This window comes from Paenibacillus sp. JT22N12 (assembly GCF_056269365.1).
The window spans coordinates 322450-336760 of the sequence record NZ_JBWDNU010000004.1 but is presented as its reverse complement, the minus strand read 5'-3'; the positions used below and the strand labels follow the sequence as shown (position 1 = coordinate 336760).

13 protein-coding genes are annotated in these 14311 nt (G+C 54.3%); all 13 read right to left on the bottom strand.

Annotated features, from left to right (window positions below; genetic code table 11):
- Position 1: 1 nt before the first annotated feature.
- The 13 genes from AC0YOA_RS17145 to AC0YOA_RS17085 all read right to left on the bottom strand — a co-directional run bounded on the left by AC0YOA_RS17145 (position 2) and on the right by AC0YOA_RS17085 (position 14299).
- Positions 2-1264, bottom strand: coding sequence for a DNA polymerase IV (locus tag AC0YOA_RS17145; protein ID WP_210043124.1), 1263 nt, complete (start codon positions 1262-1264; stop codon positions 2-4).
- Positions 1254-1460 (bottom strand): hypothetical protein, encoded by a 207-nt coding sequence (locus tag AC0YOA_RS17140; protein ID WP_210043126.1) that lies wholly within the window; start codon positions 1458-1460, stop codon positions 1254-1256. Before AC0YOA_RS17140 ends, AC0YOA_RS17145 begins: the two co-directional genes overlap by 11 nt.
- A 149-nt stretch (positions 1461-1609) precedes the next feature.
- Positions 1610-3028 carry an ABC transporter substrate-binding protein gene (locus AC0YOA_RS17135; RefSeq protein WP_475787615.1) on the bottom strand — a complete coding sequence of 473 codons (1419 nt, stop codon included), beginning with the start codon at positions 3026-3028 and terminating at the stop codon, positions 1610-1612.
- Between the two features lie 311 nt (positions 3029-3339).
- Positions 3340-4545 carry a WD40 repeat domain-containing protein gene (locus tag AC0YOA_RS17130; RefSeq protein ID WP_475787614.1) on the bottom strand — a complete coding sequence of 402 codons (1206 nt, stop codon included), beginning with the start codon at positions 4543-4545 and terminating at the stop codon, positions 3340-3342.
- A gap of 5 nt (positions 4546-4550) precedes the next feature.
- The gene (locus AC0YOA_RS17125) at positions 4551-6002 is read right to left on the bottom strand and encodes a sensor histidine kinase (RefSeq protein WP_475787613.1); all 1452 of its coding nucleotides are present in this window, start codon (positions 6000-6002) and stop codon (positions 4551-4553) included.
- Positions 6003-6050: 48 nt separating this feature from the next.
- Positions 6051-6746 (bottom strand): response regulator, encoded by a 696-nt coding sequence (locus AC0YOA_RS17120; RefSeq protein WP_475787612.1) that lies wholly within the window; start codon positions 6744-6746, stop codon positions 6051-6053.
- A gap of 175 nt (positions 6747-6921) precedes the next feature.
- Positions 6922-8202, bottom strand: coding sequence for a polysaccharide deacetylase family protein (locus AC0YOA_RS17115; RefSeq protein ID WP_475787611.1), 1281 nt, complete (start codon positions 8200-8202; stop codon positions 6922-6924).
- A gap of 40 nt (positions 8203-8242) precedes the next feature.
- On the bottom strand, positions 8243-8932 hold the full coding sequence (locus AC0YOA_RS17110; protein WP_475787610.1) for a hypothetical protein: 690 nt from the start codon (positions 8930-8932) through the stop codon (positions 8243-8245).
- 410 nt (positions 8933-9342) lie between these two features.
- Complete coding sequence (locus AC0YOA_RS17105) at positions 9343-10554, bottom strand: MFS transporter (RefSeq protein ID WP_475787609.1); 1212 nt, start codon at positions 10552-10554, stop codon at positions 9343-9345.
- A gap of 11 nt (positions 10555-10565) precedes the next feature.
- Positions 10566-11579, bottom strand: coding sequence for an ABC transporter ATP-binding protein (locus AC0YOA_RS17100; protein ID WP_475787608.1), 1014 nt, complete (start codon positions 11577-11579; stop codon positions 10566-10568).
- Between the two features lie 25 nt (positions 11580-11604).
- Positions 11605-12567: an ABC transporter ATP-binding protein gene (locus tag AC0YOA_RS17095; RefSeq protein ID WP_475787607.1), complete on the bottom strand. Its 963-nt coding sequence runs from the start codon at positions 12565-12567 to the stop codon at positions 11605-11607.
- Between the two features lie 49 nt (positions 12568-12616).
- Positions 12617-13357, bottom strand: a complete 741-nt coding sequence (locus tag AC0YOA_RS17090; protein ID WP_475787606.1) for a cysteine hydrolase family protein — start codon at positions 13355-13357, stop codon at positions 12617-12619.
- A gap of 36 nt (positions 13358-13393) precedes the next feature.
- Complete coding sequence (locus AC0YOA_RS17085) at positions 13394-14299, bottom strand: ABC transporter permease (protein WP_379114167.1); 906 nt, start codon at positions 14297-14299, stop codon at positions 13394-13396.
- Positions 14300-14311: the final 12 nt, after the last annotated feature.

Here is a 14311-nt window from a genome sequence, read left to right as displayed (position 1 = left end):
CCTATTTGTAGTGGCCGCCTATCTTGCTGGCCCGGTCCGCCGCCTGCCCGGCCGGTGTTCCCGAGACGGCGCGGATAATGACATCATCGCCGTACTTGTCCTTAAGCCGGTCTGTCACTGCCTCCAGAGCGCCCATGCGCTCCCTCGTATCGTCCATGACAAGCTGGTACTGCTCGTCGCTCTGGAAGCCGGTTACCGACACCCCTACCCTGCGGACGGGCAGGCCGTCCCAGTGACGGTCGAACAGCTCAAGAGCATGATAGTAAAGGTCGTTGGTCACATGGGAGGGATAAGGCATCGTCATCTGTCTGCTGAAGCCGGTCGGCCTGTCAAAATCAGCTCCCCGGCAGTTCACCGACAAGGTCCGGCCCATCTTGCCGATCGACCGGCAGCGCCGGCCCACCAACTCGCACAGCTCCAGAATGATCACCTTGATCTCATCGCGTGCAGCATAATCGCGCGGCAGCGTCATCATGTGGCCGACGGATTTCTCCCCGGCATGTGTGCCCGGCAGAACCGGCGAATCGTCAATTCCATTGGCGATTCGCCAGCACACCTCCGCCTGAATATCGCTGTTCTTGCCGAACTTGCTGCGCAGCCTGCGCTTCAATTCAGGGAGCGGCATCCGGGCGAGATCTCCGATCGTATGAATGCCCATGCGGACAAAATGGTTCGTCATCCTGCCGCCGACCATAAACATTTTGTTGATCGGCAGCTGCCACAGGGAATCGGCCAGTTCCCCGCGGCGCAAAACATACAAGCCCGAGTCATTTTTCTTGGCGTAATTGTCACAGGCCTGCTTGGCGAGGATTTTGTTATGGCTGATTCCAAAACGCGTATATATGCCGGTTAAGGCCAATACTTCCTGCTGCATCAGATGGGCGGTGGTTTGCGCATCGCCATACAGGTGAAGGGAGTCGGTCACATCGATGAACTGCTCATCGATCGAATAGGGTTCAACGAGGCTCGTGTAGGTTTCATAAATCTGCGTGATTTGAAGAGAGACATCGATGTAGTGCTGCATCCGCGGCCTGACGACAACCAGATCGCGGCATTTGCCAAGCGCATCGCCAAGCCTTTCGGCTGTCGTAACACCCCTAGCTTTGGCCAGCGGACAGGCTGCCAGAATAATTCCCGAGCGCCGCGCAGGATCGCCTGCGACCGCTACCGGCTTATCGATAAGCTCCGGATTGTCCGCCTTCTCCACACTGGCATAGAAGCTCCGGCAGTCCGCGAGGAAGATGGTTCTCTCTTTAGATGGCATGGCGTCTCGCCGGAGCCGGGACAATGGCCAATACCTGATCGCTTTTCAAGGTGCGGTAGGCTTTGGCCCTCAAGCAGAATACGCGCACATAGCTATCATTCTGTGAATACACGAACACCCGCCGCTGCGTTATGTTATTTTTGGCATCCTGATAAATGATTTCCGCATGCTGCCCGACGTATTTCTTGAAGTCCATTGCAACCCCTCCATCTGCGAACGTATATTCTTATTATATACAAGAACGTTTGTTCGCAACACAGGAAATATGTGGGGTCCATAAAAAAATCCCTGCATCCGCTAACCAGCCGCGGACACAAGGATCTTGATGTGGAGAGGAGCCTCGTCTTATTCATTGAGATAGGTCGTCACCTTATTCTGAATCAGCTTGGCGACGTCCTCCGCCGATTTCTGGCCGCTGAAGAAAGCCTTGGACTCGTCAGTGACGAACTGCGCGACCTGGTCGGATCTGAATAATGCGGAATGAATCGCCCCTTCCAGGAAGCCCTGCAGCTGGTCAAGCTGCGCATCGTCGACTTTGACGGGCACACCCTCCAGCGGCCCCTCCTTGTTCGTTGGCGCCGTCCCATCATCCTTCAACTGCTGCAGTTCTGCAGCAAACGCCTTCTTGTTGAGGGGGAACCCCGCGGTATTGGGAGGCGTTGTGATCTGATCCGACATCATGAATTTCAGGAAATCCCAGGCCTGCTCCTTCACCTGCGATTTCGCGTTAATGCCGATGGTAAGGTAATTCATGAAATAGCCTCCGGCAGCCGTATCCTGCGGATGCGGCATAATGAGCAGCTTCATATTCTTGGCGAGATATCCTCTGAGCGATGTAAGATAATCCCCGGGAGAATTGATTTGGAGGGGAAAGAAATAAGGACGCCCCTCGCCGATGATGCCGTCATCGCCCATCTCCTTCACCTGCTGCATCAGTCCGATAAAAGCTGCCGAATCGAAATTCGCCTTGCGGCTGGCGGCGTCGACGAATTGGGAATAGTTGTCGGATACCATCTGCGCCAGCAAATATTCCGGGGTGCTGTTAAGCACGTTCTTGTAGGGACCGTCCTCCGCCAGCTTCTTCGTAGCCGCGGCAAAATCGCTCCAGGTCCAGGATTTGTCGTCGATCTGCACGCCTGCCTGCGCGATGGCATCCATATCGCCGGCGAAGCCGTAGAGGAAGAAGGAGAGGGGCAGACCGTAGAGCCCTCCGCCGATTTTGGCGTTATCCAGAATGTTGCTGAAATAATCCTCTTTCTTGAACGACGGATCCTGATCCATCATCGTGTCCAAATTGACAAGCAGCTGCTGCTGCACGTAACTGGCGACAGGCAGCTCTTTCATTTCCAGCATATCCGGCCCTTTGCCTGCCAGCATGGCTGTGTTCATAGTCGTTTGGTATTTCTCCAGATCCGCATCCACATTCGCATTGTCGGTCGGCATATCCGTAAGCTTGATCTCGACATCCGGATGCAGCGCCTCATACTTTTTCTTCGCTTCCTGGAAACGGGCATCCGGCCAGAACGTCGAGAACGTGATTGTCGTCTTCCCTCCCTTGGCAGGGGGAGAATCTTTCCCGGGCGCATCGCCGTCCTTCCCCTGCCCGGGGGCAGTTGTTCCGGTATCGGTGGCGGCTGTTCCGGTGTCGCTTACCGCCGATCCCTGCCCTGAAGCCGTTCCCCCGCTGCCGGTGCCGCCGCTGCGGCAGGCAGCCAAACTAACCAGAAGCACAAACCCCAATAACATAATCATCATTTTTCTCATCGTTGATCACCTTTCCTGCCGGAGAACTTGGCGTATCCGGGCCCCTTCAGTCTAAGGCGAAGATGTCAACATAACTTCACTGACTTGTAAACAATTTGTCTCCAATAAGAAGAAACTAACTTCGCCGTCCTTCAGTGGCAAAGTTAGTTTCTTCCTCAAAAATATCAGAAAAGTAGAACCATATTGTATACTTTCTGAATGATTTTAAGAAAAAAACATCCTGATGAACAGTCGACAGGAACACCAAAAGTGTTCCTGGCTCTCCAACAAGATGCATCGGGTACTGCAGCTGCCGCCGCTTGGCGGGCGGTTCATTCAAATTCGATAATAAAGGATTGATTATCGTTCAGCGGGACCAGGTCAGAAGGCACAGTACTAGGCGCAGATTGCGTAGGCTGCGCAGGACCCGCCTCTCGCGCATACACTTTCTGTCCTTCAATCAGAAGTCCGCTGTTGTCCGGATTCCATGCCATCTGGAAAGGAACGACTCCCTGATAAACCGCTGTTTCGTTCAAGATGTTGTTTCCCTGCAGCTTGCCCGCATAAATTCTCATATCCTTGGTTGTCGAACCCTTGCCCTTCCAGTACGCGATATATTTCCGGTCCGGAGACAGCTGAAAGCTTCCGACCCGCCCCAGCAGGACGGTTACCGCCGCATTGCGCAGATCGTACGCATATAGAGATCCATCCGGCCCTATATAAGCGATCTGATCCTTATTGATCCAGTCGGCCTGGCTGCTGCCGCCGCCCACCCAGATCGCCGAACTGTCGCCGCCAAGTTCATGCTCGTATTGGCTTACAAACCCGCTGCCGCTCCAGGCGCCGACGCTGAAACTGAGTCGGCTGCCCCCGCCCTTGACGATCAGCACGCGCTGTCCGTCATCCGAAAGCTTGATGGAGTAGATGACATCGCTCCTCTTCCACTCCGGCAGTGAATAACGCTTCGCGGTTCCGGTCTCCGTATCGATGACGCCGATGCTGCCCTGGCCATTGTCGGAAAGCAAATACGAGACGTATCGGCCGTTATCCGACCATGTCAGGTTTTTTGATACCAGCAGCTGCTTGGACGTAAGCGTATCGGTAATCTTCGCCTGCTGGTCGGACGTTGAAATCAGCGTAATCGTATAGACTCTGTCGGCAAGCGCAATCGTGCATACATACCGGCCATCCGGCGACAGTCCGGCAAATAGGCTATTCCCGCCCACATCGCGCAGCTTCTCCGGCGTCTCGTATGGGGAAACAAGACGTTCAATGCTCAGCCCCTGCCTTGCTTCCCCGAACAAGCCGATAACGGTATCCCGGCCGAGCCAGCTGATGTGGTACAGGTTCTCCGCAGCCTGGGCGGGCAGCCGGTAATAGGTCTTGACCTTGAACGGCCCGCTGGCCTGATCAACCGGGCTGTCTTCTTCCGTATCAGGTATGATGATCGTCTCGGACCGCAGCTGCCTCATGCATCCGGACAGAACGACGCCCAGAAGCACAAGCGCTGCGCACAAGACCGCAATCCGTCTGCTCATAATCGCTACCTCACCGCCTTCATGTACGGTATTTCCACATAGACGCCCGTTTGCCGGTTCTCGCTGATGATGCGGATGCTTCCCCCGTGATCTTCAACAATGGCCTTGGCAATGCCCAGACCCAGGCCTACACTGCCCGCTTCCTTGGGTCTGTGATCCGCCAGATGGAAGGACTCGAAAATGTTCGCCAGATGCTCGGGCTCTATCGTTTCTCCGGAATTAACGAAGGCAAAACGGACGGTTCCGAGGTCAAGCAGCGCCTTGACTCCGATCTCCGAATGAGCGTCGCCATACTTGATCGCATTGTCAAGCAGATTGATAAAGAGCTGTCTGAGCCTGTCCGAATGTCCGTGTACGAAGAGCCCCTCCTCCGTGTCGCAGCGAATCGTCTTGTTATAGCGCTTGGCCTTGAAGGCCATCGCATCGCATACATCGTGCAGAATCCGGCCTGTCTCGACGCGCCCGAATTCATCGCGGCTGGCCGGTCCTTGCGATACCTCCAGCATCCTCAGCACCATTTCGTGCAGACGCTGGCTCTCCTCCACAATATGGTTCATTCCTTTATCGAAGAAGTCGCGGTCGCTCTCCCCGTTCTCCCGGATGATCTCCGCATACCCCAGAATGGAGGTCAGCGGAGTCTTGAGCTCATGGGTGACATTGTCGAAGAAGCGTTTGCGCTGCTGGTTCAATCCTTCGAGCCGATCCCGGTCCCGCTCGATTCTGGCAATCTGGCTTCTGATCTGCTCGATCATATCGTTGAAATTGGCGGTCAGCCGGCCGATTTCATCCTTTCTCCGAAAAGCGATACGGATATCCAGATTCCCGTTCATCACCTCCGTGGAGGCCTTGGCCAGCTTGACCAGAGGGATCGTAATATGCCGGGAGAGCATGTAGGAGAACAGGAAAGCTGCAGCGAAGACTGCCAAAGCAATATAGAAAATGATATCCAATATATGCCCGCTTTGCTCATAGAGCAGCGTAAAATCCTTGGAGAAACGCAGAATCCCCACCTTGACCCCGCCGATGATGACCGGGTACGAATACAGAACGGATGCAATGCCGTGCTCGTAGGAGATGGTGTAGGCCGTTTTGCCCTGAAGCGCTTGCTTGAGATCATCGTCCGTAACGCCTGAGAAAGCGTCCTGATCGGATGAATACAACAGCACGCCGTCAACTGTATAGGCAGTGACATTGCTGGAGGTCGCATGCTGCAGGTCGCCTACCATTTCCTCGGCCATCTGCCCAAAATAGAGATCGTCGTTCGTAAAGTGGTTGATCATAAACGCCTGCTGGACATAAACATTGCTGTTCTTCTTCAAGCCGATCAAATCGTCGGTGATGATATTCTGGTTGCTGGTCTGGATGACACGCGCGACAATCTGATTAAGCAGCAGAAAAGAGAGGCAGAAAATCAGGAAGAAGCCGATGATGAATTTGGCTCTGATTGTACGGATCATTCCGGCTTGTCCCCCCGATCGGTTGGCGGCCTCCGGATAGCAGCGCCGTCAGTCCGCCTGTTTGTCAAATTTATAGCCCACGCCAAAAACGGTCAGGATCACATCATTAATATCCAGCTTCTTGCGCAGGCGCTGGATATGGATATCGACGGTGCGGGTGTCTCCAAAATAATCAAAGCCCCAAACCACATCCAGCAGCTCCGGTCTGGAGAAGATTTTGCCCCGGTAATTGTTCAGAGTCATCAGCAGATCGAATTCCTTGGGCGTCAATTCGACCACTTCATTATCCTTTTTTACCAATCGCTCTTCTTTGATAATTTCGATATTTTTAAAACGGATGCTGGATGCCGGCTGATCGCCGGAAGGGCGTGCCGCCTGGGGCAATCTGCGCAGGACCGTTCGAATCCGGGCGATGACCTCCCTCAGATCAAACGGCTTGGTAATATAATCGTCCGCTCCGAACTCAAGGCCCACAATTTTGTCGGAGATGTCCGATTTGGCTGTAATCATAATGATCGGAATATTGAGGGTCTCCGTAACTTTGCGGCAAACATCCAGTCCGCTCACATCCGGCAGCATCCAATCCAGCAGCAGCAGATCCGGTCTGAACTGCTCCACCAGCCGCAAGCCATGCGCCCCGCTGTTTGCGGTGATCGTATCGAAGCCTTCCCTGTTCAAGCCATAGGCAAGCAAATCCGCAATCGCTGCTTCATCTTCAATAATCAGGATCTTGGCTTTCTCCATGCGGTTCACCCCATTCTAACGACATGGTAGCACAACCTGTGGGTTCATTCAAACCATGAATCATGGCACCGGTTGAGGCAAAACTCCTTATTGAGGTTCAGGCGTGTCCATCCCTGCATAAACAAGAAACCAGCCAGACACCATTAGTGTCCGACTGGTTTCTTGTTGTTTTTCTCTACCGCAGATTAGGGAACTGCAGCTTTTGCTTTTGCAAATATTCAATCAGTTGAGGCAGCGCCTGCACCGTCTGCTTCGACTCATGCAGGAGCAGGATCGAACCGGATAACTCGGTGTGCCTGGTATAATTCATAATCGTCTGGGAGCTGGAGGCCTTCCAGTCTTCCGAATCTTTGTTCCAGAGAACAATCTTCATTCCGTTCTTCTCGACAAGCTGCGAAAGCGCGTCATCCGTAGCTCCATAGGGCGGGCGAAAAAGCACCACGGGCTCTGACGTGACCGCTTCGAGCAGCTGGTTGGTACGGGCAATCTCAAGCTGCCGCTTGTCGGATGTCAGGTCCTCAAAATCCGCATGCGTCATGGAATGATTGCCGATCGAAAACCCATGGTCATCGGCATATTTTACATATTCGGGGAATTTCCTGACCTGCGTCCCCACGAAGAAGAACGTTCCCCCGACCTTGTGCTTCTCCAGAATGTCGACAATCTCCCGGGTATACTTGGATGGTCCATCATCGAAGGTAAGCGCAACGGAGCCTTTGGGCAGGCTGAAATTGACCAATCCGCCCAGTTTAACCTCAGGGACAGCAGCGGATTCAGTTACAACCGCGGGTACGACGAGGGCCTCCTGGGCAGGAGCCGGAACCGGCTCGCTTCTCGCCTCGGCAAGCTGCTGTGTGAATGACGTTCCCCTTTGCTGCGTTCTTTCTTCCAATACCGATGTATCGACCTTGGCCAGCACCGCCTGATTGGTAGAGGGGTAGTCGGGAACAAAGATCAGGAAGAAGGCTGCGACCACGAACGTAGCCGCCAGAATTCTCAGCGCCCGTGCGGGAAATGCAGGCTTCCATGACAAGCGTTCAAGCACCGTCTTCGGATTAGCCGCTTGTTCATGGCATTCGGAACCATCCTCCGTGCAAATAAAAGAAGATAATCGTTTTATTTGGGACAAGTCCTGAATCTCCCGCAAAGCGGCGAGCTCCTCAGCAAATTGCCGGGAACAGGGAAATATGCTTTTTTCACTCGAGCCCCGGTCATATTTGGTAAGCGAGCCGGAAGGATGGTTGTTCAAGGCATTCCAATTGCTATGTAAGGACAATCTATATTTAGCCGTTTCCCCGGATCCGATCAAGGCGCGGATATGATAGGCCGTATAGGAATCCAGCTTCCATTTGAGATTCATGGATTGTTCCAGATTTAATTGTATATGAATGCAGTGGCTCTCGGATTCATTCTCTACGGATAGGACCTCCAGCCATTTCCCCGTATAGGATGCCATTGTGGATTCCCCCTTTCAGTCCCTTCTCGCTGACAAAAAATCACTCAGACGGGGGAGATAATGAGAAGGCCATACGTGCTGTAAAGTCGGTGACGGACTGCAGCAGTTTCGTTTTTTCTTCTGTGACCTTCTGATATTGGCTGGCCAGCTGCAGGTTCTCCGCTTCCGCATCTCTGAGCTTCTCTTCCAGCTCCTTCGTTCTCTGCAGACTGTCCTGCTGAAAACGGTGCGAATCCTCATGGAGCTTGGCGTATTTGTTTCTTTCCTTCTCCAGCTGGTACTTCAGATTATCGATACCCGAATTGGAGGCGTTCTGGAACTCCTTGTAGTCCTCCAGAAGCTGGTCATAGCCCATCTGCTTCGCAGTCAGCTTATCCTCCAGCAATCTGAACTCCTGCTCCCTGTCGGCAATGAGCTGTTCTTTCTTCATCAGGTCGTTTTTGAGACGACTGATATCTTCGTTCGCATTGGCAAGCTGCTGCTCGATATCTTTGCTTTTGAAGTGGATAAGCTGACGGTCATTCAAGAGATTCTCGACCGCAACCACAAGGTCCAGGGCTGCCTTGTCCTGATCCAGCAAGGAAATTTCGGATGCCGGGTGCTCGGCGAGCGATGACTGTATTTCTGCTTCAGATGAGAATTCCGCCTGACGATAGCTTTGGGTGCGCGCTGTCAACGCATTTTTCAGCCACCCTTTTGCTTTGCCGGCAGAATGGGGTCTATCTGTCATATCGACATCTCCTTAACACACAGTATCTATCTACTACTATCCACTATGATATATTATCGGTATTGGAGACTCAGGGATATGTAGTACTTTGATACTATTTGCATGAAATTGTTATAGGAACATTGATCGATATCTGCAGGAGGAGATACGGAAATTCAAGTCTATACAACGGCTTCAAAACAACGGGGTTGAAGCATCAGGCACAATACCCTGCCCAAGAAGGGGTATGGAAAATTATGTAACGCCAAACAAGAATCCCCGACAGCCACAAGGCATAGCGGGGATTCTTATTGACAGAACCGTTTAACATCGTTAATCATAATTGGAGTGCCGGCTTCAGCCTCCTGACGAAAGCCGAAACTGCAGCAAGCCTCTATATGCCTCAGCCATGCCGGTTCTTGAAGACCGGCTTATTTTGCCTGCGTTATGCCGGCGGCTGCGGCTTCCGGTCTGTTCGTTTCGGTCAGGCGATGGGCCAGCATGGCAGAGCCCGCCAGAAGCGCTCCGGTAGCGGCAAAGATCACATGGGTCGTAAATGCCGCCCCGATCGCTCCGCCGATGCCCGGTCCGATCATATTGCCGACTTGAGACGCCGTATTGTTAAGCCCGAACGCCCGCCCCCGGAAATCGCTCGGAGTATTGCGGACCAGCATGCCGTTCAACGCAGGAATGACCGCACAGAAGAACGCGCCGTACACAAAGCGGACAATGGCAAAGCCCCAAATATTGTGAAAGGCCATCTGAAACAAGTTTCCCGCCGCACCGCCTGCAAGTCCAATGACCAGGACGTGTCGGAAGCCGACCTTATCCGCCAGCCTCCCCCAGAAAGGCGCAAAAATAATGCCTGCAATGCCCACGAGGGAAAACACGAAGCCCGCGAGCAGCGAGGCATCACCTGCCGTCCCGCCGATTTCCACCACATACAGGCTGATTACCGGCTCGATGGTCATCACCGAAATCGAGACAAAGGCGGTCAGGATCAGGATCATGGAGAAGGAGCGGTTGGACGCTGCGATTTTGAACGCTTCGAATACTGAGCTCCGCCCTTTGGATTCGCCGATTTTCTCCTCCTTGACCAGCAGGATAACCAGCAGCGTGGATAACAAAATGAGAACTCCGGCGCTCACGAACGCCGCGCGGTTGTTGAACAGATGCGCTATCCCGCCTCCCAGCAAAGGGCCCATGATGCGTCCCGACGCCGTTGCCGTAGATATCGTAGTCAGCGCATAGCCGACCTTATTTTCCGGCGTGTTGGTGCCGACAAGCGCGATTACGGCAGGAATATATCCGGCCAGGAGGCCATGGAGCACCCTCAGGGCCAGCAGCTCGTACGGATTGGTTACCATTGACGTTAAAGTGAACACGACGAACAGAACAATGCCTGCCCGGATAATCATTTTCTTCCGGCCGAATTTGTCAGCCAGCGAACCAAGATACGGAGATGACAGGGAAGAAGCCAGGAACGTGGAGCTGAAGAGCAGCCCCGCCCACATCTCCGTATTGTCCCTCACGCCAATATCGATCAGAAACAGCGGAAGGAACGGAATTACCATCGTAAGGCTTGCCGATGCGACAAAGGTGCCAAACCATAAAACCCAAAGATTTTTCTGCCAAATTTCCATAGCCCGCTTCCTTAATATAAATGACATGCAACCCATTGTTCCGGCATTATCTCCTGCAGTTCGGGACGCGCTGCCCGGCAAATACTCATCGCTTTGGTACAGCGGGTATGAAAAGCGCAGCCCGAAGGCGGGTTGGCAGGATTCGGCACTTCTCCCGCAAGCACGATACGTTCGCGCTTTGCCCTGCGGCTTGCCTCCGGCGCTGCGGAAAGCAGCGATTGGGTATACGGATGGAGGGGCGCGCCATAAAGATTGGATTTGGGCGCGATCTCCACCATTCTGCCCAGATACATCACTCCGACCTTATTGCTTACATGCTTGACGACGGATAAATTATGAGAAATAAACAGATAAGACAGGCCGAATTGCCTCCGGAGATCGTCAAGCAGGTTAATGATCTGCGCCTGAATGGACACATCGAGCGCGGAGACAGCTTCGTCCAATACCATCAGCTTGGGATTCAGGCCCAGGGCCCGGGCAATGGCAATCCGCTGGCGTTGGCCGCCCGAGAACTCATGCGGATGCTTGAAGCCGGCCTCCTGGGGCAGCCCGACTACCCGAAGCAGATAGGCGACCCGTTCCATGGCTTCTTTTTGCGTCATTTTCGTATTTACAATCATCGGCTCCGCTATAATGGCAGCGACGGTCATCCGCGGATTCAGCGAGGAGAACGGGTCCTGAAAAACCATCTGAAAATTTTGCCGCAGCTGGCGGAGCCGGTCGCCCTTGATTTTCGTAATATCATGCCCGTCGAATATAATCGAACCCTCCGTCGGTTCGTAGAGCCGCATAATGACCCTGCCCGTCGTGGACTTACCGCAGCCGGATTCTCCGACGAGTCCCAGCGTATCTCCTTTCTTGATGGAGAACGAAACATTATCGACCGCTTTGACCTCGCCTGTCTTGCGCTGCAAAATGCCGCCAGTAATAGGGAAATACATCTTCACGTTGCGGACCTCCAGCAAATTATCGCTGCCGCCCGCCGCCGCTCCGGCTTCTGTTACGGTCTGCTCTGCAAGTGTCATTGGCAAGCCACCTTCCATTCGAGTTCTAGATCAGAGCGCAGCGGACATAATGTCCGGGACTTATCTCGCGCAGCTCCGGCATACTTGTGTGACAGCCGGAGCTTGCAATAGAGCAGCGCTCGGCAAATCTGCAGCCCGGCGGAAAATCGGCGGCGCTTGGCACCGTACCGGGAATGGCGATCAGCCGCTCATTATCCTCCGTCATTGAAGGAACGGAGCCCATCAAAGCCAGTGTATATGGATGAAGCGGCTTGTCGAACACAATATCGGCGGAGCCCGATTCGACAATCTGACCGGCATACATAACCGCCATATCATCAGCCATCTCCGCCACAACGCCGAGATCGTGGGTGATAAATATGATCGCCGTACCCGTCCGGTCCTTCAGACTGCGCATCAGGTCAAGCACCTGCGCCTGTATAGTGACATCCAGAGCGGTTGTCGGTTCGTCGGCGATAAGCAGTTTCGGCTCGCAAGCCATCATCATGGCAATCATGACCCGCTGGCGCATGCCCCCGGATAATTGATGAGGGTACGAATGCACGATCGTTTCCGGCTGCGGGATGCCGACGCTGCAGAGCTGGGAGACCGCTTTGGCGTGAGCCTCCCTTCTGGAAAGCTTGCGGTGGCGCATCAGCACCTCGATAATCTGCTCCCCGATTTTGAACAGCGGATTAAGCGCGCTCATCGGCTCCTGGAAAATCATCGCGATCTTGTTGCCCCGCAAATCCGACAGACGGGCTTCGCTCAAGCCGACCAGATCTTCGCCGTCGAACAATACTTCGCCGTCCACAATGCGCCCGTGAGGACCCGGCACCAGCCCCATCAGGGACAGGGAGGTCATGCTTTTCCCGCTGCCCGATTCGCCGACGATGCACAGTACTTTGCCGCTCCCGACTTCAAAATCGACGCCGTCGACCGCTTTCACCACTTTGTCTGAAGAGGTGAACCATGTTCTCAGGTTGCTTACCTTAAGCAGGGTTTCCATTATGGTGCCACCGCCTTTACCCGGGATAATTCGCTGATATATATCAGGATTACACAAAGCTCGCCGCAGCAGCCGTAAGGCTGGTGGAAAGCGCGGTAAACGCCTTCGACCTCATGTTGTGCAGGGAGCCTTCCAGCACATGCGCCGGAGATGTCGTAGCCGTACAGTCCATCAAAAGCACATTGTCGTAGCCCAGATAAGCGGCATCGTGGACAGAGTCCATGACGCATTGGTCGGTATTAACTCCCGCGAAGAATAACGTGGTGATGCCGTTCGAGCGCAGGATCGGGTCGAGCGAGCTGCCCGGGAACCCGCTGATCCGGTACTTATCAACCCAATAATCGTCCGCTTCGCGCAGCTCCTCCAGCTCGCCCGTCAATGCGGCAGACCAGGAGTCCTTGATCAGCGTCAGCCCAAGATCGTCCGGCAATGGCTGGCCGATGCCCGGCCGTCCGCTGCGCTGCCAACCGTACAGCAGGCTCGGAGGCAGGTTGGCCGTATCGGGGCGGTGTCCCCAATTCACCCATATAATCCGCATCCCCAGCTGCCGGCTGCTTTTAATGGCCGAAGAGATGGCGGGCACCAGCTTTAACGCGCCTTCCGGGCGGTCCAGCAGAGGAGAGCAGAAATAATTTTGCATATCGATAATGATAAAGGCCGACCGCGCGGGATCGAATTTCAACGTGCGATTCTCATTCATGTCAATGTTGACGGCTTTGGCCGCTCCTCTGCTGACATCGAAATCATCGCCTTCCACGATCCAATAGTTTGCTCCGTTTCCAAATTTCATCGATAACCCTCCATCAGATAAAATTATGTTCCTGCTCTAGCCTGACTTGACCTTGGAATGGGGATCGAACTCATCCCGGATGCCTTCTCCGAGCAGGGTGAAAGCAAGCACCAGCAGGAAGATCGCAAGACCCGGCGCAAAGGAAATCCAGGGGGCCATCGTCAGGAACGTCGTACCGCTCTGGAGCATTTCTCCCCAGCTCGGGAATGGCGGCGGAGTGCCGAGGCCCAGATAGGATAAGCTGGCCACCACCATAATCGCATGGCCCATATTCAGATTGCAGGCCACCGTAAGCGATGTGGATGCGTTGGGCAGAATATGCCGCAGCAGAATCCGCCAGGTACGCACGCCGTGGCTCCGGGCCGCCTGCACGAATTCGCGGTCCCGGATGCTCAGCACCTGTCCCCTGGTTATCCGGATGAATTGCGGCGCCATGATTACAGCCACGGCGACAGAAGCGTTAATAAAGGACGGCCCCATAATAAAGGTAAGCGCCATGGTGAGCACCAGACCCGGAAAAGCCAGCCATGTATCAACGACGCGCATCAATATTTCGTCCGTCCAGCCGCCGTAAAATCCGGATATGAGTCCCAGCGGAACGCCGATCAGAAAAGCCAGCGCGACAATAAGAAGTCCCGATGCGAGCGACTCCCTCGCTCCCCAGACGACCCGGCTGAACACATCGCGTCCCAGATTATCGGTGCCTAGGAGATGGGACAGGCTCGGCGGCTTAAGCGCAGCGGTATAGTCGGTCGCAAACGGCGAATACGGGACGAAGGACGGCAGAATGAGAGCCACAACAGCAAAGCCGAGCACCATCAGGAGTCCGGACATGATCAGTCCGTTTTTACGGATTTTGGCCAGCAGCTTGCGGGCCCGGTTCCTCGGCTTGGCCTGAAGATGGCCAAGCTCGATTTCCCTTCTTGTCAGATCCATGGACATCGTGCTGCACCC

What these genes read in the sequence shown, in the direction of transcription:
- AC0YOA_RS17120 (WP_475787612.1), bottom strand. Translation starts at nt 6,746, where the DNA reads ATGGAGAAAGCCAAGATCCTGATTATTGAAGATGAAGCAGCGATTGCG.
- AC0YOA_RS17110 (WP_475787610.1), bottom strand. Translation starts at nt 8,932, where the DNA reads ATGACAGATAGACCCCATTCTGCCGGCAAAGCAAAAGGGTGGCTGAAA.
- AC0YOA_RS17130 (WP_475787614.1), bottom strand. Translation starts at nt 4,545, where the DNA reads ATGAGCAGACGGATTGCGGTCTTGTGCGCAGCGCTTGTGCTTCTGGGC.
- AC0YOA_RS17125 (WP_475787613.1), bottom strand. Translation starts at nt 6,002, where the DNA reads ATGATCCGTACAATCAGAGCCAAATTCATCATCGGCTTCTTCCTGATT.
- AC0YOA_RS17095 (WP_475787607.1), bottom strand. Translation starts at nt 12,567, where the DNA reads ATGGAAACCCTGCTTAAGGTAAGCAACCTGAGAACATGGTTCACCTCT.
- AC0YOA_RS17140 (WP_210043126.1), bottom strand. Translation starts at nt 1,460, where the DNA reads ATGGACTTCAAGAAATACGTCGGGCAGCATGCGGAAATCATTTATCAG.
- AC0YOA_RS17145 (WP_210043124.1), bottom strand. Translation starts at nt 1,264, where the DNA reads ATGCCATCTAAAGAGAGAACCATCTTCCTCGCGGACTGCCGGAGCTTC.
- AC0YOA_RS17135 (WP_475787615.1), bottom strand. Translation starts at nt 3,028, where the DNA reads ATGAGAAAAATGATGATTATGTTATTGGGGTTTGTGCTTCTGGTTAGT.
- AC0YOA_RS17090 (WP_475787606.1), bottom strand. Translation starts at nt 13,357, where the DNA reads ATGAAATTTGGAAACGGAGCAAACTATTGGATCGTGGAAGGCGATGAT.
- AC0YOA_RS17085 (WP_379114167.1), bottom strand. Translation starts at nt 14,299, where the DNA reads ATGTCCATGGATCTGACAAGAAGGGAAATCGAGCTTGGCCATCTTCAG.
- AC0YOA_RS17105 (WP_475787609.1), bottom strand. Translation starts at nt 10,554, where the DNA reads ATGGAAATTTGGCAGAAAAATCTTTGGGTTTTATGGTTTGGCACCTTT.
- AC0YOA_RS17115 (WP_475787611.1), bottom strand. Translation starts at nt 8,202, where the DNA reads ATGGCATCCTATACGGGGAAATGGCTGGAGGTCCTATCCGTAGAGAAT.
- AC0YOA_RS17100 (WP_475787608.1), bottom strand. Translation starts at nt 11,579, where the DNA reads ATGACACTTGCAGAGCAGACCGTAACAGAAGCCGGAGCGGCGGCGGGC.